This is a genomic window from Leptospira haakeii, from assembly GCF_002812045.1.
GTDB classification, from domain to species: Bacteria; Spirochaetota; Leptospiria; order Leptospirales; family Leptospiraceae; genus Leptospira_B; species Leptospira_B haakeii.
Window position 1 is genome coordinate 160,287 of the sequence record NZ_NPEG01000007.1, and the last position, 25,317, is coordinate 185,603.

The 25,317-nt window shown below is 39.5% G+C and carries 21 protein-coding genes; 9 read left to right on the forward strand and 12 right to left on the reverse strand.

What is annotated here, in order from left to right:
* Positions 1-47 precede the first annotated feature (47 nt).
* On the reverse strand, positions 48-1,283 hold the full coding sequence (locus tag CH377_RS12825; protein ID WP_100724182.1) for a metallophosphoesterase: 1,236 nt from the start codon (positions 1,281-1,283) through the stop codon (positions 48-50).
* Positions 1,284-1,415: 132 nt separating this feature from the next.
* Between CH377_RS12825 and CH377_RS12830 the strand changes: the two genes are divergently transcribed.
* The gene (locus tag CH377_RS12830; RefSeq protein ID WP_100724183.1) at positions 1,416-3,179 is read left to right on the forward strand and encodes a GAF domain-containing SpoIIE family protein phosphatase; all 1,764 of its coding nucleotides are present in this window, start codon (positions 1,416-1,418) and stop codon (positions 3,177-3,179) included.
* Between the two features lie 2 nt (positions 3,180-3,181).
* On the opposite strand, the gene CH377_RS12835 is transcribed toward CH377_RS12830, so the two are convergent.
* Positions 3,182-4,327, reverse strand: coding sequence for a M14 family metallopeptidase (locus CH377_RS12835; protein WP_100724184.1), 1,146 nt, complete (start codon positions 4,325-4,327; stop codon positions 3,182-3,184).
* A gap of 373 nt (positions 4,328-4,700) precedes the next feature.
* On the opposite strand from CH377_RS12835, the gene CH377_RS12840 reads away from it, so the two are divergent.
* Together CH377_RS12840 and CH377_RS12845 are read left to right on the forward strand one after the other, a co-directional pair.
* Positions 4,701-4,985, forward strand: a complete 285-nt coding sequence (locus CH377_RS12840; protein ID WP_086448304.1) for an LIC10816 family protein — start codon at positions 4,701-4,703, stop codon at positions 4,983-4,985.
* 95 nt (positions 4,986-5,080) lie between these two features.
* Complete coding sequence (locus CH377_RS12845; RefSeq protein WP_100724185.1) at positions 5,081-5,743, forward strand: DsbA family protein; 663 nt, start codon at positions 5,081-5,083, stop codon at positions 5,741-5,743.
* A gap of 43 nt (positions 5,744-5,786) precedes the next feature.
* Here the strand turns inward: CH377_RS12845 and CH377_RS12850 are convergent, their stop codons facing one another.
* Positions 5,787-6,809, reverse strand: coding sequence for a zinc-dependent alcohol dehydrogenase (locus tag CH377_RS12850; RefSeq protein ID WP_100724186.1), 1,023 nt, complete (start codon positions 6,807-6,809; stop codon positions 5,787-5,789).
* A gap of 90 nt (positions 6,810-6,899) precedes the next feature.
* Between CH377_RS12850 and CH377_RS12855 the strand changes: the two genes are divergently transcribed.
* Positions 6,900-7,475 (forward strand): TetR/AcrR family transcriptional regulator, encoded by a 576-nt coding sequence (locus tag CH377_RS12855; RefSeq protein WP_100724187.1) that lies wholly within the window; start codon positions 6,900-6,902, stop codon positions 7,473-7,475.
* On the opposite strand, the gene epsC is transcribed toward CH377_RS12855, so the two are convergent.
* The 4 genes from epsC to CH377_RS12875 form a co-directional block, all read right to left on the reverse strand.
* Complete coding sequence (gene epsC / locus CH377_RS12860) at positions 7,467-8,012, reverse strand: serine O-acetyltransferase EpsC (protein WP_100724188.1); 546 nt, start codon at positions 8,010-8,012, stop codon at positions 7,467-7,469. The genes CH377_RS12855 and epsC overlap by 9 nt on opposite strands.
* A 9-nt stretch (positions 8,013-8,021) precedes the next feature.
* Positions 8,022-8,423 (reverse strand): phage holin family protein, encoded by a 402-nt coding sequence (locus CH377_RS12865; RefSeq protein ID WP_100724189.1) that lies wholly within the window; start codon positions 8,421-8,423, stop codon positions 8,022-8,024.
* A gap of 8 nt (positions 8,424-8,431) precedes the next feature.
* Positions 8,432-8,620 (reverse strand): hypothetical protein, encoded by a 189-nt coding sequence (locus tag CH377_RS12870; RefSeq protein WP_100711012.1) that lies wholly within the window; start codon positions 8,618-8,620, stop codon positions 8,432-8,434.
* A gap of 61 nt (positions 8,621-8,681) precedes the next feature.
* On the reverse strand, positions 8,682-9,284 hold the full coding sequence (locus CH377_RS12875; RefSeq protein WP_100724190.1) for a hypothetical protein: 603 nt from the start codon (positions 9,282-9,284) through the stop codon (positions 8,682-8,684).
* A 183-nt stretch (positions 9,285-9,467) separates the two neighbouring features.
* Between CH377_RS12875 and CH377_RS12880 the strand changes: the two genes are divergently transcribed.
* The 4 genes from CH377_RS12880 to CH377_RS12895 all read left to right on the forward strand — a co-directional run bounded on the left by CH377_RS12880 (position 9,468) and on the right by CH377_RS12895 (position 13,955).
* On the forward strand, positions 9,468-10,343 hold the full coding sequence (locus CH377_RS12880; RefSeq protein ID WP_243402047.1) for a hypothetical protein: 876 nt from the start codon (positions 9,468-9,470) through the stop codon (positions 10,341-10,343).
* Positions 10,282-10,893, forward strand: coding sequence for a tetratricopeptide repeat protein (locus tag CH377_RS12885; protein ID WP_207797616.1), 612 nt, complete (start codon positions 10,282-10,284; stop codon positions 10,891-10,893). Before CH377_RS12880 ends, CH377_RS12885 begins: the two co-directional genes overlap by 62 nt.
* A 309-nt stretch (positions 10,894-11,202) precedes the next feature.
* A complete protein-coding gene (gene leuA2, locus CH377_RS12890) occupies positions 11,203-12,444 on the forward strand; it encodes a 2-isopropylmalate synthase LeuA2 (protein ID WP_243402056.1) in 1,242 nt (413 codons plus the stop codon).
* A gap of 74 nt (positions 12,445-12,518) precedes the next feature.
* Positions 12,519-13,955 carry a DUF2079 domain-containing protein gene (locus CH377_RS12895; RefSeq protein ID WP_100724191.1) on the forward strand — a complete coding sequence of 479 codons (1,437 nt, stop codon included), beginning with the start codon at positions 12,519-12,521 and terminating at the stop codon, positions 13,953-13,955.
* 10 nt (positions 13,956-13,965) lie between these two features.
* Here CH377_RS12895 and CH377_RS12900 read toward each other — a convergent pair whose 3' ends face one another.
* Genes CH377_RS12900 through CH377_RS12920 form a run of 5 tightly spaced genes read right to left on the reverse strand, consistent with a single transcriptional unit; the run spans position 13,966 to position 22,561 of the window.
* The gene (locus tag CH377_RS12900) at positions 13,966-16,374 is read right to left on the reverse strand and encodes a hypothetical protein (RefSeq protein WP_100724192.1); all 2,409 of its coding nucleotides are present in this window, start codon (positions 16,372-16,374) and stop codon (positions 13,966-13,968) included.
* Positions 16,375-16,394: 20 nt separating this feature from the next.
* Positions 16,395-17,012: a TetR/AcrR family transcriptional regulator gene (locus tag CH377_RS12905; protein WP_100711008.1), complete on the reverse strand. Its 618-nt coding sequence runs from the start codon at positions 17,010-17,012 to the stop codon at positions 16,395-16,397.
* A 40-nt stretch (positions 17,013-17,052) separates the two neighbouring features.
* A complete protein-coding gene (locus tag CH377_RS12910; RefSeq protein WP_100724193.1) occupies positions 17,053-17,652 on the reverse strand; it encodes a TetR/AcrR family transcriptional regulator in 600 nt (199 codons plus the stop codon).
* Between the two features lie 5 nt (positions 17,653-17,657).
* Positions 17,658-20,957, reverse strand: a complete 3,300-nt coding sequence (locus CH377_RS12915) for an efflux RND transporter permease subunit (RefSeq protein ID WP_100724194.1) — start codon at positions 20,955-20,957, stop codon at positions 17,658-17,660.
* A complete protein-coding gene (locus CH377_RS12920) occupies positions 20,954-22,561 on the reverse strand; it encodes a TolC family protein (protein WP_100724195.1) in 1,608 nt (535 codons plus the stop codon). Before CH377_RS12920 ends, CH377_RS12915 begins: the two co-directional genes overlap by 4 nt.
* A gap of 457 nt (positions 22,562-23,018) precedes the next feature.
* On the opposite strand from CH377_RS12920, the gene CH377_RS12930 reads away from it, so the two are divergent.
* Entirely contained in the window at positions 23,019-25,316 is a 2,298-nt protein-coding gene (locus CH377_RS12930; RefSeq protein WP_100724197.1) for a hybrid sensor histidine kinase/response regulator, read from the forward strand.
* Position 25,317 lies beyond the last annotated feature (1 nt).

Here is a 25,317-nt window from a genome sequence, read left to right on the forward strand (position 1 = left end):
CGGATTCCGTATAGAGAGCCCGGGAAGATCAGAATGTCAATAAAGTTCTAAGACTGTTTTTCCAAAACGAGCAGAGTGATCTCGGAAGGCGCACCTATTCTTAAAGGAGGCCCCCAATATCCAGTTCCTCTGCTCACATAAAGTTGGGTCTCTTCCCATTTACTGAGTCCGGCCACGAACTTTTGGAATAGATGGATGAACACGTTTCCAGGAAAGTATTGACCTCCATGAGTATGGCCTGAGAGCTGAAGATCATATCCCACTTTCGCGGCTTCAAAAATTGAATTAGGCTGGTGAGCGAGTAACACTTTATAATGAGCGTTTTCCGTTCCGATAGAAGCCTGTTTAGGATCAGTTCTATGACCTGGGATAACCGTATGAGCCTTATAATCCGTTACACCTGCAACGGCAATCTTAGCACCATTGTGATCTATTAGTTTATTCTGATTTAGTAATACATTGATCCCAAGATCCTCCAACTCCCTGATCCAGGCAATCACTCCGGAATAATACTCATGGTTTCCGGTCACGAAGAATGTACCATATTTGGATTCCAGATCCTTTAGAGGAGAAACATGATGTTTCAGCATGTTCACTGTTCCATCTACCAAATCTCCGGTGATAGCGACCAGATCCGGCTCGAGGGAATTTGTCTTAGAAACTACAACTTCCAAAAAATTCCCTTTGATAGTAGGTCCAATGTGGATATCAGAAAGTTGAGCAATCTTAAAGCCGTGAAGACCATCCGGCAGATCTTTTACCTTGATCTTCACATATTTAACGGTAGGCGTTTTTTTAGCCTGATAAAATCCGAAGGCTGTCAACCCACCAGCAAGTCCCAAAAGTGCAAAAGAAGAAAATCTGGCTAAAAAATCCCCTCTTCCAAATTTTTCCGATCCGAATAATGCCTCGGTTTCGGCTGATGCGACAGAAATACTTTTGGATTGTAGAAGGTCCGAAAGATAGTTAACACCTTTCCAAACCAAGTTTCCCAGATCCTTAAAGACAACGAAGGAAACCAAAATGGTCGCAAACCCCAAAGTGGTAAATGCGGAGTAAGCCCAGAACTTTTGCCATTGGGTTTCCCTAAAAAATAAACTTAAAAGATAAGCACTAGGGGTAAGAAGGACCAGAAAAACCACTCCGATCCAAAGAGAAACCTTCTGAAAAGTTCCGAGTTCAAAAGGTGCGATCAAACGACTGGTCGCATAAGAATAACCTATCAAAAGGATTACTGTAAAAACACTGAGAAAAATCACTAACCTTTGCAAATCGAACTCCATTGACAGACTCATATATCCGACCGAAAAAAAGGGTCGGAGTTCCTCTAAAAAACGCCTTTCTCACATTTTGTTCCGAGAGAAAACGACAATCCGTTGACTTACTTCCCGATCCATGAGAGTCTTGCCCCATCTATGTCCACTATTGACTCGGAAGCCAGAAAATACAAAAGCCTACTGAATACGAGTACGATCCTAAACGCTAACCTGGACCTTTACCAACTTCTTCCTTTGATCATGTTGTATTCCAAAGATCTACTGGAAGCAGAAGCGAGCTCCCTATTTCTATTAGAGGAGAAGGACGGATTTTTATACTGTGAAGTCGCCTTGGGCGAAAAAGGAGAGATCGTCCAAAAATATGCAAGGTTGGAACCGGGACAGGGAATCGCAGGCTGGGTCGCAAAAGAGAAAAAAGCAATCATACTAGAAGACGCATATACTGATCCAAGATTTAATCCTGCTTTGGATCAAAAAACAGGATTTAGGACAAGATCACTTGTTTGCGTTCCTTTATACATTGCAGACAAAGTGATCGGAACTCTCGAAATTCTGAACAAATCGGATAACAGAAGTTTTGAAACCTCGGATGTAGAGGTTTTAAATTCACTTTCCGAAATGGCTGCAATCGCAATCAAAAATGCCCAGGCTCATGAAGCTCTGAAAAAGAGAGTGTTGGAGCTCCGACTACTTTATGAATTCGAAAAATTAACTGTCGCAGAAAAGAGTATCAACGAATTAGGAAATTGGCTTATAGACAAGGTACTCGAATTTTTAGAAGCAAAAGCAGGAACCATTTATATAGCAGATCCTACCTTAGAAGTACTTCGAGTTTTAGCTGCCAGAGGAATTCCAGAAGAAGCCATCCATAATATACAAGTCCCTTATGGAGAAGGAATTTCAGGCTGGGTCGCAAAAGAAAAACAAAGCCTACTCATTCAAAATCTGGACGAAGATCCAAGATACGATAAAAGTGCTAAATATAAATTCGAAGCAAACTCACTCATTTCGGCTCCTTTATTATTCAGAGGAGAATTATTAGGAGTTATCAGCGTAAATAATAAATACTCGGGATTCGCATTCACACATGCAGATCTAGAAATGTTGGGCGCAATCGCAAATAGACTCAGTGTTACCATCAAAAATGCTAATCTATTTCACAAAGTTTTAGATACGGACAGAGAACTAAAACGTGCTAGAGAAGTAATGCATAAGATACTCCCATCTAGTCTTCCTTATGTGGGAGGCCTGGAGTTTGGAGTACAACATATCCCTTACGATAATGTAGGCGGAGATTTTTATAATATTCTAAAGTTGGATGAAAATCGAAGCGCTGTTCTTATTGCAGATGTTTCGGGCCATGGACTTTCCGCTTCTGTTGTGGCAACGGTCATTCATACTGTAGTTAGCACATTCGATTCGGAAACATTAGGAAGTCCTTCCAAGTTTTTCACTGCGCTCAATTACGCATTATATAATAAATTAGCTGGGAATTTCCTAACTGCATTTTATGCGATCATTCATACGGGCACAAATACGATGTCTTATACAAACGCAGGTCATAATCCTCCTATCTTGTATAGAAAATCAGAAGGAAGCTCCTTACATCTAGAAACAAAAGGAAAATTGGTCGGAGTGATCCCTGATCTTTTCTTCGAAGAATATGTAACCGCTTTCCAACCCCAAGATAGATTGGTATTGTACACGGACGGACTTACTGAACACTCCAACTCGGACAGAACCAGAAGATATAGCGAAGATTTGCTTACTCTAGCGGTTCGCAATCATTCTCAATCACATTCAGCAGAAGCTGCTGAAAGTTTGATTAAAGAATGTAGGACCTATTGCCATAGATCCGATTTTGAAGACGATGTTACTCTGTTGATCGTGGATCGAGTTTAGGACTATAATTTAGAAAATCTGGTGATTGCTTCCGGAACAATTCCGAAAACATGATCCATTGCGGCAAGTCTCCAATCTTCCCTGTTTGGATAGAACATTTGTTTAAATTCTTCTCGTACCTTATCCGCTTCAGATTCCGATTTTGAACCGTGAAAACGAATACGATTCTCGCTGATCATCAGGAAACTACCACGGATCGCACCACGAACACTCAAATTACCGAAGGTCCCGAGCTCTACAGTGATCGGAAATAGATCTTTACCTTTTGTTAAAATTTTCCCGAAGAAATCGGTAAAATCTCCTGAAGTTCTATAAAAGTCTTCTTCTCCCTCATTCAATAATAAACCGAAATCGCCGAATACCTTTTTCAAATTTTTATCTTCTCTAGAACCTTTCTCTGCATTTTGCATGAGACTGATCCCGTTTTTTTCTCCATAACCGGTATGAAAGTCCAAAATCAAAATACGCTCGTATGGTTTAAGAACTTTTTTAAAATACTTTCTTAAAACTCTTACAACAGGTTCAGGTTTCCTGCCTCCATAATATATCCCTTTTGGAAATTCATATTGCCCGTTTACTGCTGCATCCAAAACATATTTTGCACCAAAACGGATCACCACTCCCAAAAACCGGATAATGAAGAATATATACTCAAATAAAAAATTACCGAACTCTGAACCTGGATTTAAGAAACTTTGAATCTTTCTGTATTTTTTGTTTTTGAACTTCTTGTGTAACTTCTCTCTCTTTAAAGCAAAGTTACGGTTTAAATCCACATTCCTTTCGTTCACTCTAAGGAAATTTTTGAAACCGTGAGCATTAATCCCATGCAGGATCAGAAAATCAGAATTTTTAGGAAGTTTATAAGTGCTTTTATCATCTAGTAGAAATTCCTCAATCCATCTGCGTTGAAATGCGGAACCTGCGAATCCTTCCACTCCATGGATGCCAGAACTCATAATAACCAGGCGTTTTGCAGGCTTTTTCCTTTCTCCTAAACAAAAGACATCCAATACTCCCCCATCTTTGGGGATCTCCAGACATTCATAGTCGAAGCGTTCGAACTTGGATTTTAACTGCTTTTTGTAGGATAAGAATGCCTTTCTACAGGCTTCGTAGGTTTCCAAATAGTACGATAATACGTCCACTGAATCACGAACATACTTAACGCCGTTCTCCGGTCCAAAAAAAAATTTTACCTTTAGATTACGATTCGATGAAAAGAAGAAGGACCGCTATCGCTGACCACTCGCTACAACGGTCTTCTACATTTAAACAAAAACTCAAATTGCATTAATATATTATAATGTACTAAATATAAAATCATGTAACCAATAGAAAACTATCACTCTCGTGATACATAAGATAAAAATATAATTTAACCCTTAAGAACTATGATCCTAATACTATTATTAATCACTCGTTATATTACATGATATTTTTTTAAAATAATTTTTCAACTCTTGTGAAATGTGTGAACCCCCTCATCGGTCTAACCTAGTACCTTAAGGAGGTATGAACATGGATACAGTGACCATCTTCGCATTAGCGCTTTTGGCTGTTCCTGTGTTTGCCCGGTTTGCCCGAGTATCCAAGGATGCGATGAATCGCTATCACCTAATAGGATTGGGAGGTCTTTTCCTAATTCTTGGTGAAGCTACGAAGATTACTGCGACTAAAGTTACACCTATAGCAGCAGTTCTTCCTATGATTGACATCGCAACTGCGATCCTAGCTTACGCGGGGGTACTTTTCGGGGTAGTATGGTTATCGCTCTACTACGTCAAACACCCGAACGAAATCTAAAAAGAATCCTCCTATTTGAAAAGGAATGGAAGGCGGGACATGTTCCCGCCTTTTTTAGTTGGAAAAGATAAAAGAAGAATTTATCCCTGTAATCTGTGAGCCTAGAATTCAAACGCCCGGATACCAAACATTCCATCCTATACGTAGCCGATCCGATTTGTGCTTGGTGTTACGGTTTCTCTCCCGTTTTTGAAAAGGTCAGAGAAAAATACTCAGACAGGATAGAATTCACATTAGTGCTCGGTGGATTAAAATACGGACCAGAAGTGGAAACATTCTCAGAAGATGTAACCGAAAAATTAAAATACCTTTGGAAGGAAGTAGAAAGGATCTCTAAAAGAAATTTCCACTACGATATACTCCAAAACCGCATTATTAAATATGATTCTGAACCCGGTTCCAGAGCGGTCATCACAGCACAAAGGATCAATCCTAGTCTATCTTTCGCTTTTTTAGATAAGTTATTAGAGAGTTTCCATTCCAAAGGAAAGGACCCCGGCGATTTCGAAACATATGCGGAGATTGTTTCTGAACTTTCTATTCCTTTAGATGAATTTAAAGAATTATATTATAGAGAAGAAACTCTCTTGGAAACCAGAAACGATTTTAATTATGGATATATATTAGGTGTAACCGGATTTCCTTGTTTGGTATTTTCAGACGGTTTAGACAGAGGAATCTTAACCAAAGGATATTCTTCCTTTGAAGAGGTGGATGCGCTTTTGGGGGATTATTTCAGGTCTATAGGACAATATTAAAAAAATAAGGACGAGTTTCCCCGTCCTTCAAATCCAATGTACTTCATCTGACAACGATCAACTTAGTCTCCTCTTCCAAGAAAGCATCTGCCGCTTCCGACCAAGATGCTTTACGTGTGGTGACCTTAGAAGGATCGAAACCTTCCTCTTCTACTAATCTCAAAATTTCAGGGATCCATTCTCTGGATCTAACTCTTCCCAAACGAATTGTAGCCCCATTATTATATAATTCTAAATAAGGGATCGGAATATTATTGGTCCAGAAGATAGAAGCAGATCCGAATTCACCTTCTATTCCAAGAGATCTAAGACCACAGTCCCAACCTTCTGCAGTTCCGTTCGCATCTGCCACTATATCAAACTTACCTAAACTTTTTGGAAAAGAGGTGACCTGCTCCACTTTTACTCCATAAGATTCGGCAATCTCTAAACGTTTTTTATCTGTGTCTACATATACAAGTTCAGAGGCGCCCATATGTTTTGCAAGGGCAGCAGTATATAATCCTATACTAGAGGCAAAACCTCCGAGTACTAAGACCGACCTATTCTTGTTTTGTTGGAGATGTATACCTACCAACTTCCATGCTTCTACAATATTATCACTGATACTTGCGATAGCTGCAGGATCGGTTTTATTAGAAAATGGAATCAACATCTCTTTTGCATACGGGACCAAGACAGAATCGGAGATTGCTCCGCCAAATTCTTTTGCACCTTTTCCCATTCCGTAAGCACTTGTATGAGGAACAGTGCTGCAACTTTTAGTCAGGCCTGTTTCACAATTTGCGCAATGTCCACAGGAAATCTGGAATGGAACCGCAACACGAGTTCCTTTAGGAAATAGTGAGGATAACTCTTCACTTGTTTCTATAATTTCTCCCACAAATTCATGACCCAAAGGAAAAGGAGGACGGAATAATGTTTGTCCCCTTAAAATTGGAAGATCCAAATCGCATCTGGCAACCGCCAAGGGACGGACCAATGCTTGGTTCGGTCCGGAAAGTTGAGGATCCGGGACTTCTTCCCATTCTACTCGATTTCTTTTAGAAAATAGCAATTGTTGCATGGTTTTCCTCCAATAGACCAATCAGTCTATTCGCGATCTTCCTTATAAAAATAGGATAGACCAGTTAGTCTATCATTTTATTTTAGTCCGATGAGCAAACTAGAAGGTCCCTTCGAAAGGATAGCATCTACTGCCGTCCGCTTAATGTATTCCCAAGGATACGCTGGGACCTCTATCAACCAGGTGATCGACGAGTCAGAATCCCATAAGGCAAGTTTTTACAGATATTTCCAGACCAAAGAGGATCTGGGAAAAGAATACCTAGATCGACAAGGAAAAGATTTTCAAGACGGCTGGGAAAGATTAATGGAAAGATCCGAAACTCCGGAAGAGTTCATACATAGATGGATGGCCCTTTTGAAAAAGCAGGTTAAGTCTGGAAAGTATTTCGGCTGTCCTCTTGCTCGATTTATGGGAAGCCTAGATAAACCTGAACCTGACTTAGCTGAAAGAAGTTCTTCCGTATTAGAATCTTGGACCTCTTGTTTAGAAAATTATTTCGAAAAGAATAAGAAGACTCTTACACTTCCTGCAAATTTTGATTCTAGGAAGAAAGCGGAACTATTTCTAAAATTATTCCAGGGGAATTCACAATTTTATGTGATGACACACGATCCCAAATATTTTAACGAATTAGAAGAAGAGATGCTCTCAAACCTAAACTAGTTTTGTTTTTTTAAGGGAGATCTTAACTTTTTTCCCTTTTAGTCGGACGATTTTTCCGGGGGCGCCCACCACAGTACAATCATCCGGGATATCATGATCTATGACCACAGCTTCCGCTCCGATCTTCACGTTATTTCCCACGTGAACCGGACCTAAAACTGTTGCTCTTGCTCCTATAAGCACATTGTTCCCTACGGTAGGATGACGTTTTCCTTGATGGTTTCCTGTTCCACCTAAGGTAACTCCATGGAATAAGATACAATCGTCACCTATCTCTGCAGTCCCGCCGATTACGATCCCCATTCCATGGTCTATGAATAATCCACTTCCTATCTTTGCGCCGGGATGGATCTCAATCCCTGTAAGGAAACGATTGAATTGAGAAATAAATCTGGCTAAAAACTTTAATCTTATCTGATATAAAGGATATGCAATATACTTATGCATCAGAATGGAATGCAACCCGGGATAGAGTATGAATTCCAATCCCCTGGCAGCCGGGTCGTTCTTAAAAATTGCTTGGATCTCTCGAATCATTCGGAAAATCTAATAGGATTTTTTCTTTTTACGATCTGATCTGGAATGCTCTTCGCTACTTTCTCTTTTAGCTACGTAATTTGCCAAGGTGAGAATTGCTCCTCCCCAGAAAGCGGCCCAGAAGCCAGGCACGAATATTTTATCAGGGAATATATTAGCAATCCAGAATAGAACGATAGCATTCACAACAAGACCGGCAATTCCCAAGGTCAAAAGATAAACCAAATATCCTACACCGAAAGTGACCAGGACAAGGAACCATCTTAAAACAAAATTTAAAAATCCGAAGAATAGAACGATTACTATTACGTCCCAAACATTATTGCTGACACGAAATCCTGAATCAATCAGAGGAAAAACGAATACTACTACCAAGGATTGTAGCAAAACGGAAAAAAGAAGTCTGTACATCTATGTCCTTAAACTGTAGAATCTAGGAACTGTCCCAAATGAGGAGGCAAACCGCCTGGAGGAACCACAAGTGTTTGCGGTTGCACAATAGCGTTGTCCGAAACGGAAGCAACTTCTCTGGGTTGGTCTCCTACTAGAGCGGGAGCCGAAGAATCGGAATATAAAATTTGTCGAGATCCGACCGCCATATATGGCATATTCTTCTTCCTTTCTGTTATATTCTTCTTATTAGACGAATTAGAAAAGCAAAATTATAATCTAACCTTCTATAACCAATCCACAATCCATCTTTTCGACCACGAATCCCGTATAGATCAACGGATAAAGTAAATAAGTTCCGAGTCCTGCAACCCAGGCAAATCCTGTGCGAGGAGTATCTCTCACTCCTGTACTTTGGAAAAATAGACGAACTGATCTAAACGGTTTTTTACCTGGGTTAGACAATGCCAAAGTTTTATCGGTAATCCCCAAACCACAGTTATGAGTGAGTTTGTTTCCTTCGATAGTGATTAGAACTTCCTTTCTTTCGGATCTAGTCCAAGAAACCCTTCTGGTGACTGTGCCTTCTAATTCCAATTCTTTGGATCTGGCCCCAGTTCCGACTAAGATTGGAAATTTAGCATATTCCCTATCTAATCTTCTATCTTTACCTTCAACCCCAGTAGCAAATGTTGCCATCAAAGTTTTTACATCGTATTCCAAATCATCTTCGAATTGGACTAGTACTGGCATTTCAGATCTTTGTTCTCCGGAAGAAGGCAACTGAATTTCAGGATTTTGCTTTTCCGCTCCTGAACAAGATAGAAACAATAAAAAAGCAGATACAAAAAGTATAATCGAATATTTAGAGAATGAATTCATAGAATGTCCGGCACTTCTATGAAACCTCGGAAAGAATTTCTGTCCAGCGAAAATCGAGGTTGGACGAATACAAATCTGTAAAGGTTACAAACAAAACAGGTTATAGAAATTTATTTCCTATGTCCGACTTAGAATTTGGCGAGGATATAAAATAAGCGCCAATACCAACTGGGAAGGCCTATTATGCAACACTTATCCATAAACCATCAAATACTTCTAATATTTTCCCCGGCAAAACCAAAACGCAAATTTTCTAGACGAGTACAGATCTTAATTTTATTATCTATATACTCATGCTCTTCTTTTCCAAGAGGAGATAAATCTTTAATTTCAAGAGAGCATCAATATTCTCTCTTTTATACGAATGAAGAAGGTAATGTATACAGAACAGACCTAAGTCTTAAGACAAAATATAAAGACGCATACGCAGATCTGGAAAAATTCGATTCAGAATTTATAGCCCCCCAAAAACAAAAATACACGGAAAGGATCAAAGAAGTTTCCTTATATAAATCGGAACTCAAAAAAGACAGCAGTTCTATTATAAGAAAATTAGGAGGAGTACTTGCAATCGCTGCGATCACTCCTGTCCCGTTCGCTTTTGAAACCACTTTAGTCTTGGGAACCATCTACGTGACATACCAGAAAGTAACCGAAACTCCAGAAGCGAAGATCAGAAAAAAACATGTAGAATTCCTGATCAATGAATGTGCAAATTCGGAAGACAGCTTAGAAAATTTCAAAGAAGATCATTTGGACAATTTCGTTTCTCATTGGAAAAAGGAATTTATGAAAGAATCCAATCATTTCGTGAACGCTGATGATTGGGAAGACGTTCGTTTACTCGATACTCTTATGGAAAAATACCAGATAGATAAGGAATGGCTCAAGATCAACGCGGAATGGGAATGGAAAGCCTCTTCTCAACATTGTAATAGAGAAACCAAAGAGGAAAAAGATAGTCGTATCCATAAGGAAGAAAAGAAATGGAAAAAGAATGGATCCAAGACTGAAAACCGCATTGGACTATCTGAAACGAGGAGACTCGAATTCCGCTAAGTCCGTATTGATCTCTTGGACTGAGTCTGAGCCGAATAATCCTAACGCATTTTTTCATTTAGGAATGTGTCTTTCTCAATTGGGGGATATGTCCCCCGCAGAATCCGCGCTCCAAGAATGTATTCGTTTAGAACCAGCGCATGTACAAGCCTGGGTGGGACTCGGTGTTTTATTTGCCCGCAAGAAGGATAAACCTAAAGCGGAATTCCATCTTTCCAAGGCATTGGAATTGGATGATAATGATGTATTCGCCAAAAAGAATTTAGCGGCAGTTTATACCGGTGCTTCTAAATTTGATCGTGCATTGGATCTACTAAAAGATCTCCCTGAGTCCGAGTTATCAGATTCCCCCACTCTGTATGCATTAGCGATTTGTTATGTAAGAACAAATCGTTTTGAAGAAGCGAGAGAAACCTTCCAAAAATTAGAGATCGTTGGCATCCCGGACCAGGTCAAAAAAGAATATCTCCAGCTCAAACAATTGCTGGAAGAGAAACAATTCGAGCAAGGTGGGATCTGGAGTTTTCTTAAAAAAGAAGAGGACATTTGATGACTGCGACAGTGATGCGCAGCATTTTTTTCTTTTTTACTTGACTTCCTTTTCCAATTTGCCGAGTCTAAAAGTATAAGTATGGCGCAAAATTTCTTCCAAGCTAATATGCTCGGTCTCCTCTTACTCCTTCTTTGGAGTTGAGAGGACGGAAACTTGCGTGTGCAAAAACCCGCTCCTCTGAGCGGGTTTTTTTGTATCAGGGCTCTTTCCCGGCAAAATTCCTCGCTTGAGGCCGGAAAAAGAGAGTGCCCAATGGAACAAAAACCAAACTCAGATTTAGCAACACAATATCCTTCCATCCAAGAAATGATCATACCCGGTCAGGGTTTGAAAACTCCTCCTGTATCCCCATTCTTCATGGATGTAACATTAAGAGATGGAAACCAGGCATTACGCAAACCTTGGAACCTAGAAGAAAAAGAGATCATATTTAAGAGACTTGTAAAGTTAGGAGTACAAGGGATAGAAGTTGGATTTGCTTCCGCAAGCAAACAAGACTTCGAAGCTTGCTCTTATCTTTCTTCTTTGGCTCCGGAGAATATTGCAATCTCCAGTCTTTCTAGAGCTGTGGAGAAGGAGATAGATCTTTCTTGGGAAGCGATCCGACATGCTCCTCGCCCAAGGATCCATATAGTTTACCCTATTAGCGATTTTACGATCAGAAACGTATTAGGGATTTCAGAAAAAGAAGTTAAAGAAAACATTATACGATCAGTTGCATATGCACGCAAATTGGCCGGAAATTACGGAGAAGTGCAATTCTCCGGAGAACATTTCGGAGATTCATTGGAGAATATGGACTTTGCTGTGGAAGCTTTCCAGGCAGCCTTGGACGCAGGTGCGGATGTAGTTAATCTTCCAAATACTGTGGAAAGATACAGACCGTATTTATTTGTAGCAATGGTCCGAAAAGTTGCGGAGTCATTGCCTCAAGGAAGTAAAATTTCAGTCCATACCCATAACGATCTGGGAATGGCAACTGCAACCACTGTAGAAAGTTTTTTTGCAGGAGCCACTCAATTGGAAACTGCGTTAAACGGTTTGGGAGAAAGAGCAGGAAACACAAACACTTACGAAGTTGCGATCGCTCTTCATAATTGTGGAGTCAAAGTCGATTTGGATCTTCAGACAATTTATGAAACTTCCAGGATCGTTTCTCGTATGTCAGGAGTTCCAATCCCGGAAAAAGCACCCTTGATCGGAGAAGACGTAATCGCTCATAGAAGCGGGATCCATCAAGACGGAGTTTCCAAAACAAAAGATATGAAGAAGGGAGCCTATCGTGCTTTCGATGCGAACTTAATAGGAAGACCCGAAGGAGATAGGATCGCATTCACAAGCCAATCAGGCAAATCCGCAATTTATGAAATCTTAATACAATCTGGGATTTCCGTTTCCAAAGAAGAAGCTTCTAAATTGCAGCCTATTTTGAAATCAATCTCAGAAAATTCAGGCGGAGGAGAATTGTCGATTGAGGAGATCAAGAGTGAATTAGGCAAGTTAAGGAGTATTGACTCACCGGATCGGAAAAAAATTTCAGTAGATTAGTACGACAATCCGGAAGAATAAAAATAAGTATTTTCAATCGGTTTCCTATACAAGAAATTGGTTCGTAATTTCCTATGAATCTTTTTAGATACGGAACCGAACGAAAGTCTTGGATTTTATTCTTATCTTCCCTTATCTACTTAGTAACTCTATCCGGTATCCAATATGCCACTCTTCAGATAGAATGGCATGATTCCGGTTCGATCTTATATGCTCTCGCAACTCCTAAATCTGTAGGGTATTTTTGGTCTTACGAATTCAGCGTACCATTTCTCCAAGAACATTGCTCCTATATACTCGGTTTACTCTCTTTTCTTTTCCATTTTTTTCCTTACCTGGAACTATGGCTGATCATTCAATGTATTAGTATCTCTTTTGGTATCGTATTATTAGAGCGCTATTTTTCAGAAATAGTACCCGAGTTTGAATATTCCTGGGTTTTAAGTATTACTTTCCTACTCAACCCATATGTTACTCACGCGCACCTTTATCCTCATTTTGAGAACTTGTGGATCCCTCTCTTTTCGGGATTTTTACTTTATGCGAATCGAGGTTCCTTTTTAACCTCTCTACCCTTCCTTTTACTCGCATTAATGGTCAAAGAGGATGCTTGGATTTATGCAATAGGAGCAACTTCTTTACTTTTTGGGCGTGTACGAGTACGAACGCTAATATTCTATTTTATTCTAATATTATTATATGTAGGGGTCATACTCTTCTGGTTTACCCCAACATATTTTCCGGACAAAGTATCACATTTTTCTGATAAATGGGGGAAAAGTAAATCGGAGATCTTGGTCGATCTTTTCCAGAATCCTTTTTCTTACCTCAAACTGCTAATTTCCGGACAGTTCAAATATTTATTCGTAAGCGTATTGTGTTTACCTATTTTCTCCGGATGGAGAGCCATTCCGGGAATCGTAGTTGCAGGACTATGGATGTCTTCCATATCCCAAGACAGAGCTTTTTTCTCCTTCTATTTCGGGCTTCCGGCTATATTATTATTTTATTATTCGATTCCTTTCGCAATTTCAAACCTATCCAATAGACTTGCCAATTTCGGAAAGGATAGGAGGTGGATACTTCTTCCCACAATCGGACTGATTCTTATATCAGTCTTTCTTTTACTTTTCCCCGGAAATTATAGTGGTCGCGGACCTACAGTCGCAAAATTGATCAAAAGAGGAAAAGCCAATACCTTAAATTCTATCTCAGATACCTTCACTTTGGTCCGTATAAGGTCAGGATGTGAAGAAAAGGTTTTCGCTTCTTTTTCTTACGCCGCGTACTTGTTTTGCGGAAACGATATTAAGATGCCATACCATGATTGGAAAAAAATCGAATCCGGATTATGGTATCCAGACTTGGTCGTTCTACGCAGCCCGGAAGAAGAATTAGTACCGGCCAGCAAATCAGTCAGCGAAATGATCCTTTATTTTGATAAAAATCGACTCTATCAAAAGGAAGACTATGGATCAAGAATACTTGTCTGGCGCAAGATAGTACCTTAATCAATTATTGCTATAGTATTCTTTTTAAGGAAATCTTATCAATTTTGACACCAGACTTCCCTTCCACAAACACTCTAAATTCCAAATCATCCGCAATAGGAAGTTTCAGTTCGAATAATAAAGTTTTAATACTGTTTTCAGTACCTTTTTGAATTTCCAATAAACGATCCGAGCCTTGATTGTATACGACATCGAATTCCGCATTCTGGAGATTTTTTCCGAAGAATTGTATTTCATATTTTCCACCGGGCAATGTAAGAAATGGGCCATAAACAAGTGGACCTCGATGCCTTGTTGCAGAAATTGTTCCATCTTCTTCTATCTTACCAACTTTAGATAAAAATCCTCCATTAGCGGGATTCCATACCATTTCGATCGGCCCGCCAAGTGGGATTTTATCAGATGTCTCAATCTTGAAAACTTGTAGATCCAAATTTTTATGATATAGAAACTCAGGAAACTTATATACCGATTCAATGGGAAACTTTCCTTTTAAATCTAAATCTGCTACTTTAGAAAATTTTAAATTAGATTTATAACCTGAAAAATCTCCATTTTGTATGATATAAACCTTTTTATCCAATTTCAGAAGTCCGGGAACTCTATCTAAGAATTCCAAGGAATTTTGGATTAGGAAGATATTTCTTCCATACATATAACGCAGAGGACTTGCAATCGATCTTTTAGTAGTAAAGTATATACCTTCGTCGACCGGTAATGATCTGGAAAATTGTTCGTAACCTTCCAGATACCCCCCCATCATCGGCCGAAACAAAATCAAGTTCGACCTCCAGATCGTATATACGAGTCCCGATAAAAATCCTAAGATCAGGATAGAAGTTTTCCATTTTTGGTTTAAAATTGGAATCGATCGAATTCCCAAGAACGAACCCAAGATTGCGAATGGAATAGAAATAATAACCCATCGCCTAGTGGCCCAGAAATGATCAGGGTGGATTTTTGGGTCCAATAAATACAAAAAGAGTAAAAGGGAACCTACGAAGAATAGAAAAGAGGTTCTAATTCCATTTTTCCGAAATAGAAAAAGGTCAAAAGCAAAAGGAAGGAAGATAAATAGCCAAAATGGGACGTACCACAAAAAGGCCTGTAAAAAATTTACTCTTATACTGTCGGATGTCTTAGAGTTACTGAATTCATTTACTAAATTCGATCGAATCAAATAAATAAATCCGATCAAACTAACAATAAAGATGTAAGTAAGGACACGCAGAATTTTCTTTCTATCTTTCAACCAAACTCTGAGATCTTCCAAAACAGTCGGCGCTTTTTTCAGCGCAATCGCCTCTATAAGAACGAAACCGATCGAAAAGCAGGCACTGATTATCAATAGTTTCACATATATCCAATGAGCCTCAATATACATTAGAGAACGACAATACGAATATATTGCTGCGATGACGCTTACTAAAGAAAATGAAAAGAAAAAGGATAAAAAATTCTTAAAGTATTTAGGAGATACTACAGCCAAATAAACCGAGTATAAGGCTAATGCCGGAAAATAAGTAAAACCATCAATTCTAAGTAGGCAACTAATCCCAAAAATCACACCGATCGAGGACATTAGAAATCTATTCTTGGTTTTAAAGAATGTTTGTAATAAGTAGGCGGTCAAAAGTATTAGAAACTGAGAAATTGATTCTGACAATGTCGAGCGAATATTCCATAATTGTGATACGTTCAAAACGTATAAAACCAATGCTGCACTGGCTACTAATGGATCGGAAAGCCGTCTTACGATTAGATAAAAGAGAAAGATGGATAAAAATCCAAAGACCGAATTTATTGCGAACAATCCGTACATTCCCAATAGATCGTAACCGACTGCTAAATATGCGGGCAATAAATGAAAAAAAGCGGGGAATCTCTGATCAATTCCTTCTTTTGGATCCAGAGAAATAGCTTGGTAATCGAGTAAAACGGAATTTCCGAAAATGTTACGGATCAATCCAGAATCCGGAATATCCAGATTAAAACCGCCTGTCTTCGCAATCACATATCCAAAAATTGTATATTGCCCCTGATCTCGTCCACCATCTATATACTGAGTAGGAAAACTGGCATATAGATAAAATGAGAACAACGAGAAAAGAACAAGAAGTAGGAGTTCTATTTTTCCTATCTCTAAGGCGGGGAACTTTTCACTTAAACCATACGATCTAGATCGCAGAAAAGCGACTAAACCTATACTTGCAAAAAATATGATGGAATAAATTACTCTATCAAAACGATAGATCCCGAGAGCAGTCAGTAGAAAGGCAGTAAGGCCAATCCAAAGTAAGACTAAGGAGGTAGATACGATAGTTAGGCCGAGCCTTCCTAACTCTCTATATCTAGAAAGGAATAAATAGTAAACTACGACCGAGAAGAATAAGTTTAGAAAAAAAAAGAATACTATCAAAAGCGAAAAAATTTCCTACTTTAGATATCGTCTCTTTTTACGATCCCGTAAAAGATAATATTGTCCAGCTCTTGGACCAAATCTCGGATAGAATATGGGGTCTGTGCTAAGAAGTTCGGATCAAACATCGCTTCGGAAGCCGCCGAATGAATAAGAAGTACGATATCGGGGTTTACATCGGAACGAATTTCACCGTTCTTGATACCAGTCTCGATCATCTTTCTCATTGTTCTGTTTATATTTTTTTCTTTTAGAGACTGGATTTGTTTCCAAATATCAGGAGCTTGGTCACGGATCTCTCTTAAAAATTCGTTCATTCCGTGAGGGATTTCGGAGGAGAGGCAACCTCTCATTGACTGGATCTTTTCTTTGATGGATTTGTCTGGATCTTGGAAGATCCCTTCGATTCTGCCGTGAATTCTGAGATGTTTATCAGTCATCACTTCTTTTAACAATTCATGTTTATTGGCGAAGTGTTTATAGAGTGTTTTGCGACTGATCCTAAGAGTTCGAGCAATCTCTTCCATTCGAGTCTTCGCAAAACCGTATCGCAAAAATAGCTCGAACGATTTTTCGAATATTCTCTCTCGGACTTCGTCCTTCTCTTGGGTTAGTTCTTGTTCCACGGCGCTGTGCACTTTATTATCCCCCTTTCGCTTAGGAAACGATTTTTCAATCTCAAGACGATTTTAACGTCTCTTTTCCTCTGCGTATTATGCCATAAAGAAAAATATTGTCCAGTTCGGATATATTGACCCGACGCTCGGTCGGGCTTTGCTCCCACTTGTAAATCGCATCTGAACAGGCGATTAATGCCATGATGAACAAGTCAGGCCTCAAGTCCGCTCTGAATTCTCCTAATTTTTTCCCCTCTTCCAATAAGCTTTCAATTTCGGTATCTATTAATTGGACCCTCTTTGCCTTCACCATTCTCCATATTTCTGGAATTTGATCCTGCAATTCTTTCCATAACGCAAAATGGCTGGGCTTACAAACATCCAATAGCTCCTTTCTCATCCTTACAAATCGTTTGGAGAAGTCCAAAGCCTGGTTATTTCGAATTCTTTTAAGTTTAAAAGAAGCCCTGGTCTGGCGATAGTCGGCGGCGGCCTTTAAAACTTCTTCTTTGTTCGAATAATATTCGTATAAGGTTTTTTTTCCGATTTTGGACTCTTCTACAAAGTCCTCCATTTTAGTTTTTGCATAACCTTTCCGTTGAAAGACCCGAGATGCCCCGAGTAAAACTCGGAGCCTATTTTTTTTCTCGGTGAAGTCCATGGCAATTATCGTGCATCCGGATCCGGAGAATTTCTACGGACCAAGTTGTTCAACTTCTCTATATAGGAGAATGCAGCCGGAACCACTACTAACGTAAGCACGGTAGAAGAGATCAATCCACCTATGATCGCGACACCCATACTCGTCCTTTGTTTGGATGCTTCGTTCAATCCGATCGCGATAGGAGCCATACCGGCAATCAAAGCGAACGATGTCATTAGGATCGGACGTAAACGTTCTCTTCCCGCTTCTATGATCGCTTCTTTCATTTCCACACCTCTTTGTATGAGTTGGTTCGTGAAGTCCACGAGTAAGATCGAGTTTTTGGTAGCCACCCCGATGAGCATGATTAGCCCGATCATGGAGAATATATCCAATGACTTTTGGGTTAAGAAGAGAGCGATGAACGCTCCACAAAGCGCCAAAGGAAGAACCAACATGATCGCAATAGGAGTTATAAAACTTTCATACAAGGATGCAAGAACCATATAGATGAATAATACACCAAGTCCCATAGCAATCCCAAGAGAAGTTCCCATCTCCTTAAAGTTCTCAGCCTGTCCTGTATATCCGATACGAACTCCGGGAGGAAGAGGCAATTCTGTCTGTGTAAGTTTTGCTACTTCTTCCATTGCACCACCCATACCAGGTCCATCCGGATTTACGTCCGCATAAATTTCCACAGATTGGTTTCTGTTCATACGGTTGATGGTAGCAAGACCTGTTGTTTCTTCCGCCTTAGCAACGTTTTGGATTGGGATCATCATGTTGTTAAAGTTAGGCACAAACGAGTTATAGAAGTTGTCCTTCAAATCTCTCTGACCTTCTTTCAAACGGACACGAATATCGTATTCCACTCCATTCTCACGATAAACCGCAGGGGTAGTTCCTTCTACTAGGGTTCTTAATTCTGTTCCGATTACGGTACCCGGAATTCCGAGTAAAACTTCTCTTTGGCGATCAGGCACCACTCTGAATTCTGGAGCACCGGCTCTATAACTTGTGTCCACATCCAGAAGTGCTTTTGATTCTCTTAATTTTTCGAAAAGTTTTCTGGAATATTCTTCTACAACTTTTCCGTTCTGTCCGCTAACAACCAGAGTGAAAGGTCTTTGTCCTCCACCTACGTTATCTATATCTTTAACGATAGGGTTCGCATAAGAGAAAGATTCCAATTCCTTACGCATAAGGTCCTTGAACTGAGAAGTATTCATATTCCTTTCTTTTGCAGGGATCATCTCCACGAACATGGTAGTCGTTCTATTCGTATTAAACATAGCGACCAATTTGATCTCTTTATGAGAGGAAATTTGTTTATATGCTTCTTGCGCAATCTCTGCCATTTTTTGGACAGAAGTTCCAGGAGGCATATCCAAGGTGACTTGGAATTTTCCTTGGTCTTGCGCAGGTAAGAATGTTTTAGGAATATATTTGGTCAGCATCAAGCTGGCAACAAAGATCAAAACCGCACTACTCAAGATGAACACTGGACGTTTTAAGGTGAATTTCAAAACGCTTGCGTAAATATTTTCCAACCAAGTTTGGAATACGTTAAATCCGGATAAGACTGAATCTAATCCCTTCTCCAAAGGAGAAAGAATTCTTCCTAAAACCCCGAATACAAATTTCAAGAGTTCGAATAAAGCTGAGAATACTCTGGAAACAATCCCTTTCGGAGTTTCTTGTGCTCTTATTTTAGAGAATGCAATCTCCTCTAAAGTGGTGGTTGCACCGTTCTTCTTCTTTTTCTTTCCATCTGATGGAACGCTTAAAAATTCTTGCGAAGATTGTCCATGACCTGCGTGCGCATGTGCTCCTGAAATTTTTCCACCAAAGTAAGCAGATAACATTGGAGCAATTGTAAGCGCATCATAAAGAGAGATCAAAAGTGCAAAACAAACCGTTAGTCCGAATTCTCTTAAGAACTGTCCTACTACCCCGCTCACGAATGCGATTGGTAAGAATACTGCAATCACAGTCATAGTAGTTGCAATTACCGCTAATGTTACTTCTTTAGTTCCTTCTGTAGAAGCTTCTCTCGCAGTTTTACCCATCTCCCTATGTCGGAAAATGTTCTCACGGACCACGATCGCATCATCTATAAGGAGTCCCACTGCTAGGCTTAATGCAAGAAGTGTCATCACGTTTACGGTAAATCCCGCGACCGCCATCAAGATAAACGCACCTAAAAGTGAGTTAGGTAATGCAAGTCCTGTGATTATCGTAGATCTAACACTTCCTAAGAATAATAGAACCACTACAATCGTGAGCGCGATACCGATGATGATCGTTTCCTTTACATCATAGATATTATCATCGATCTGAATGGAGTTATCGTTTGCGATGGAAAGGACTGCACCACCTTCTCTTCTTGCAAGTTCCTTGTTCAGATCTTCAATTCGTTTTTTTACTTCTTGTGCAACCGCGACTGTGTTCGATCCTGATTGTTTAAATACCAATAAGAAAACCGCTTTTTTACCGTTGAAGTATGCGCGAGTGCTTTCATCCTCTAGAGTATCTACTACTTCTCCCAATTGCCCGATCCTAACCGGAACTTCGTTCCCGAATAAGGAAATTGGAGTGTCTCGAATCTCTTGCGGAGATTTGAATTCGTTAATGGTTCTGTAAACCAACTCAGAATCCGCCTTGCTCACTTTACCTGCTGGGATATTCGTTCCACCGGAAGCCAAACGATTCGAAACGACAGAGGCTGGGATCATATGTTGTTTTAATTTCTGGCGATCTAAAGCGACATGGATCTCTCTTTTACGTCCACCATAGATTGTGATGTTTCCCACATCCTTCGCAGTTAAAAGATTCTGTTTGATCTCTTCGTTCGCGATATCATATATCTGCGCTTCGCTCAAGTTTGCATTTAATGCAAGGATGATGATCGGCTGATCAGCAGGGTCTATCCTTCTTATGATAGGCTCTTTGATATCGTTCGGCAATTTAGGCTTAACTGCAGAAACTTTATCTCTTACCTGTTGTTCCGCGTATTTCACGTCGGTCTCTAAGGTAAATTCCAGGATGATTGTTCCGGATCCTTCACTACAAGTAGAGCGGATCCTTTTCACTCCGGAGATAGTAGAAAGTTCATCTTCCACTGGTTTTGCGATCAGAGTTTCGATCTCGTTAGGAGCCGCTCCAGGATAAGGCACGGTCACTGTGACTACCGGAATGGTTACGTTAGGAAAAAGGTCCACGCCCAACTTGTTCAGGGAAAGATATCCCGAAACAAGAATGATGAGAACCGTACAGGTTATAAATATCGGTCGTTTGATCGATAGTTCCGCAAAATTCATTTTTGATCTCCGGTGTTTTGGTTCAGAACTTCTTCGGCATCCATTCCGTATTTACGAAATAAGGTTCCCTTAGAGAGTTCGTATTGTACTAGCGCCGAGTTATAATTCACTTTTGCCTGCATCAGTCCGTATCTAGCTTGAGCTACCAAGTCCAATGCATTCTTAACGTTTACGGATGTGGCTCTTCCGTATCTGTATCTGGGCAGAATGCCCGAGTAAAACTTCTCCGCTTGAGAGAGATTCTTTTTAGATTCTTCTAGGATTTCGTAAGTAGTGCTGATCTTTTGCAGCCCTTGTCTCACGTCGGTTTTGACCTGCTCTTTTGTTTGCTCCAAAAGAAGATCCATCTTTCTACTTTGTGTTTGTGAATTCCTAAATTCCGCTCTTGCAGTATCATTTCCAAGAGGATAATCCATCTTGATCTCTGCGGAATTTTGCGTAAATCTACCGTTTCCTATTCCATCAAAACTTTGAGGAAAATTGCGATCGTATTCGCGTGAATTATAAGTCCCACTCACATAAAGAGAAGGTAATAATCCGTTTTTGGAAATTTCCAGCGCGGTTGCTGCATTTTGTTTTTGTAATGCGATACTTTTGAAATCGTATCTATGTTGAAATGCTTCTTCTGTTTCAGAATCTTCTGCGCCTAGAGAAGGAAGAGAATCATCCAAAACCAAGGCAAAATTCACTTTAGTTTCAGGATCTTTTCCAAGAGAAACAAGTAAGTCTCTTCGAACTCTATCCTTTTCCAATTTTGCCTGTCTGAGCTGGTTCTCCGCAGAGATCAAAAGTGCATTCCATTGCCCCGACTCATAATCTTCCGCCACTCCCATACGAACCTTGGAAGAAGTAATATCCTTTACATTCTTTACACTTTTAACCAGAAGTTCTGCAGTTTTGAGATTTTCGTCCGCTAAGGACAAATTCCAAAAAGATAATAGAGACTGGACTACCGATCTAGAAAGAGTGTTCATCGCATCCAATCTTCGGACTGCGGAACTTCTCCTACTGATCTCTAAGGATCTTCTTTGCTGGTATCCGAAAATATTTTTCAATAATTCTTGTTTGAGAGTGAAACCAAGATTTGCAAAGTGAAGACTTGGCTGAGCAAATTGTTGTGCGATCGTTCCTTGCTGCTCAGGTCTTTTTCCTGCGTCCGTTTCGTAACGGTTGTCCGAGACCGTTAAACTCGCAGTGGTTCCTGTATTAAAAGCCTTTGATAGACCTGCGGAGAGTGTATTACTTGTGATCTCCCTACCTTGCAAAGTGTATTGAGGTAATGGTAAGTTATTCGTCTTTTGAGTATTAGCGGTTAAGGTCCCGATAAAATTATATTTACCGTTCTCCTTCTCCCAATCATATTCAGAGTTTTCTAAATCCAATAGGCTCATCTTTGCCTGAACTGAATTCTCTAAAGAATAACGGATAAGAGAAGTAGTTGTCCAAACTCCTTCTTTCTCCAAATCATCTCGATTTTCTCCCGAGATAGAAAGAGCACTTAGGAAAATGCCTAAGTAGAATACGCTGCGAAAGGTTGCCTGATTCTGTTTGTGTTGCATAACATCCAACGGGAAACATTTATGGTATATTTTGTTTCCACCCATAGGAAACAAAATCTCTTTTTATTGTTTCCTATGTCAACAGAAAAATTTTCAAAATAAAAAGATTTTATTGATATTGAGTCTCATTATAGAATAATTTGGACATGAGCATACGTGGAGCTTCTTCCCTTCGTCACCCATTCCAAGACCTATGTAGAAAGTTGGAATGCAGGCAAAATGATACAGAAAGGTCAGAAACCTATCCTTCAGGATCTGAAATTTGGAAATTTACCCCTCAAAATTCTGAAAATGAATTTGGGCGCTCCCGACCGGAAGGGGAAGTTTCCTGAACTCAGAATTTTCCTTCTAATTCTCCCCAAAAAAATCCTTTTCAACTCGATTTTTTCAGATACTAAACATGGGCATTCTCATGTAGGATTTACTACCTTCTCTCGGAAATTCCGGGTCCTTTTCCGGATCTTCGCCGTCCTATATTGATGTAAAAGTCCTTATTACGAAGATGAACGAGATCCCGGCAGACATTCTTACATTCATTAAGTTTTTTGAAAATTCGGATGGGACTTCCATCTATGTGAACAATATCATTCGAGATAAGAATAACAAGATCGTAGATTTGATATTGTATTATTGTAACGAGCAAGCTGCAAAGCTCGTACAAATGGAGAAGAGCACACTAATAGGTAAAAAGTATACGGAGCTCCGACCGAAAGAATTAGAAACTAATCCTGAAATTGTCGAGTTTTTCGAATCCATCAGCAAAAAAGGTGCCGAATGGCGAGGGATTCGTCAATCGGCGATTTCCAGAAAGTATTATGACTCCACAATCATTTGTCCCGAAGATGATTGGACCATTTCTATCGCAAAAGATCTAAACCAAGAAATCAAAGAGAAGGATATTTTCAGAGAAGCTGCTTATAGAAACGAAGACGCGGTTTATTATCTGGAACCTATTTTTGATGGAAAAGGATCCATTGCAGATTTTTTATATAAGGACCTAAATCCCGCAGCCGAGGCGGAGATAGGAATGCCAAAAGAGATAGCGATCGGCAAGAACTTATGCAAACTATTCCCCCAAAATCTAGAATTAGGCACATTTGAACTATATAAGAATGTATATCTCACCCAACATGCGGAGAAAAGGGAATATGAGATCAAGGACTCTCAAGGAAATCCGGGATTTTATCTTTTACAGATCAGCAGAGTTTATGAAGGACTTCTCATTAGTAATAAGAATATTACAGAAATTCGAAATGTAGAGAACCAGCTAAGAATACAAAAAGAACAATTAGAATTCACCTACCTTGCCTCCAATGATGGATACTGGGATTATAATGTGAAAACCCAACAACTTTTCCTCTCGCAAAGATGGAAAACGATGCTTGGCTATACGGATGAAGAAATCTCCTCAGATGATGTTCATCTCTGGAGAAAATTGGTACATCCTAAAGATCTAAGAATTGCACTTTCTGCTTTCCAGAGACATCAGGAAGAAGGAACAGCGAGATTCGATAAGGTTTTAAGATTTAAAACGAAATCCGGGGAATACATGTTCATTCGTTCTAGAGCTTTGATCATCGAAGACGAAAATGGACAACCTGCCCGTATTGTAGGAACTCATACTGATATTTCTGCTGCAAAAGAATCTGAGCACGCTTTAGAAAAAGCAAAAGAAAAAGCGGAACAAGCCGACAAGGCTAAGTCCGAATTTTTAGGAATGATCTCTCATGAAATGAGAACTCCTTTGAACGGAATTTTCGGAATGGCAACCCTTCTCGCAAGTTCCGAATTGGACTCAGAACAAAAAGAATATTTAAAAGACCTTTCCGATTCCACAGAAATTCTATCTAGATTGATAGATGACCTGTTACAAGTAATCACCTTGGATTCAGCAAAAATAGAGATAAAAGAAGAATCTTTTGAGATCAAAGCATTCACTGATCTGATACGAATATTAGTAGAACCAAAAGCTTTAGAAAAGAATATTGAATTCAAAATTTATATCTCTGAAAGATTTCCGAAAGTAATCGTGGGAGACAGAACCAGGATCGAACAGATAGTATTGAACCTGATCACAAATTCTATCAAGTTTACAGACAAAGGATCTGTTACACTTTCTTTAGATTTAGAAGGAAAAGACTCTATACTATTTAAAGTAAAAGATACGGGCATAGGAATTAAAGAAGAAGCTAGACAGAGGATCTTCGATGCATTCCACCAAGAAGATCTAGCAGATACTCGCAAATACAAAGGAGTAGGACTTGGACTTTATATAGTCAAAAAACTGACTTCTAGAATGAAAGGAGATATTCGTTTGAAGTCTGAACATGGACTTGGTTCTGAATTTTCCATTATTCTTCCTTTAAAAACTGAAACTGACACTCCTTTTAACCCAACACAGATCCAGTCCGAAGCTGTTCCTACATTTTCTTCGAGCTCAGTTCTTATCGTAGATGATAACGAAATCAACGTAAAGATACTTGCCAAACATTTGAGTAAAACAGGGATACAATCCGACTCTGCATTAAGCGGGAAAGAAGCTTTAAAACTATTAGATACGAATGAAAAGAAATATGATCTGATCCTATTGGATCTACAAATGCCGGAAATGGATGGATATCATACTGCGGATGCAATACATGCTTTAAATTCTTTTAATGCAAAAACTCCTATCGTCGCAGTCACTGCTAGTTCCTTTTCGGAAGCATATGAAAAATGCGCTCAACATGGAATAGAAGGTTTTATCGGCAAACCATTCCAACCAAAACAATTGTATAAAGTTCTTACCGATTTTCTCTAAC

Coding starts and splice junctions, on each gene's coding strand:
- CH377_RS12825 (WP_100724182.1), bottom strand. CDS start 1,283: ATGGAGTTCGATTTGCAAAGGTTAGTGATTTTTCTCAGTGTTTTTACA.
- CH377_RS12830 (WP_100724183.1), top strand. CDS start 1,416: ATGTCCACTATTGACTCGGAAGCCAGAAAATACAAAAGCCTACTGAAT.
- CH377_RS12840 (WP_086448304.1), top strand. CDS start 4,701: ATGGATACAGTGACCATCTTCGCATTAGCGCTTTTGGCTGTTCCTGTG.
- CH377_RS12850 (WP_100724186.1), bottom strand. CDS start 6,809: ATGCAACAATTGCTATTTTCTAAAAGAAATCGAGTAGAATGGGAAGAA.
- CH377_RS12855 (WP_100724187.1), top strand. CDS start 6,900: ATGAGCAAACTAGAAGGTCCCTTCGAAAGGATAGCATCTACTGCCGTC.
- epsC (WP_100724188.1), bottom strand. CDS start 8,012: ATGATTCGAGAGATCCAAGCAATTTTTAAGAACGACCCGGCTGCCAGG.
- CH377_RS12865 (WP_100724189.1), bottom strand. CDS start 8,423: ATGTACAGACTTCTTTTTTCCGTTTTGCTACAATCCTTGGTAGTAGTA.
- CH377_RS12870 (WP_100711012.1), bottom strand. CDS start 8,620: ATGCCATATATGGCGGTCGGATCTCGACAAATTTTATATTCCGATTCT.
- CH377_RS12875 (WP_100724190.1), bottom strand. CDS start 9,284: ATGAATTCATTCTCTAAATATTCGATTATACTTTTTGTATCTGCTTTT.
- CH377_RS12880 (WP_243402047.1), top strand. CDS start 9,468: ATGCAACACTTATCCATAAACCATCAAATACTTCTAATATTTTCCCCG.
- CH377_RS12885 (WP_207797616.1), top strand. CDS start 10,282: ATGGATCCAAGACTGAAAACCGCATTGGACTATCTGAAACGAGGAGAC.
- leuA2 (WP_243402056.1), top strand. CDS start 11,203: ATGATCATACCCGGTCAGGGTTTGAAAACTCCTCCTGTATCCCCATTC.
- CH377_RS12895 (WP_100724191.1), top strand. CDS start 12,519: ATGAATCTTTTTAGATACGGAACCGAACGAAAGTCTTGGATTTTATTC.
- CH377_RS12910 (WP_100724193.1), bottom strand. CDS start 17,652: ATGGACTTCACCGAGAAAAAAAATAGGCTCCGAGTTTTACTCGGGGCA.
- CH377_RS12915 (WP_100724194.1), bottom strand. CDS start 20,957: ATGAATTTTGCGGAACTATCGATCAAACGACCGATATTTATAACCTGT.
- CH377_RS12920 (WP_100724195.1), bottom strand. CDS start 22,561: ATGGGTGGAAACAAAATATACCATAAATGTTTCCCGTTGGATGTTATG.
- CH377_RS12930 (WP_100724197.1), top strand. CDS start 23,019: ATGAACGAGATCCCGGCAGACATTCTTACATTCATTAAGTTTTTTGAA.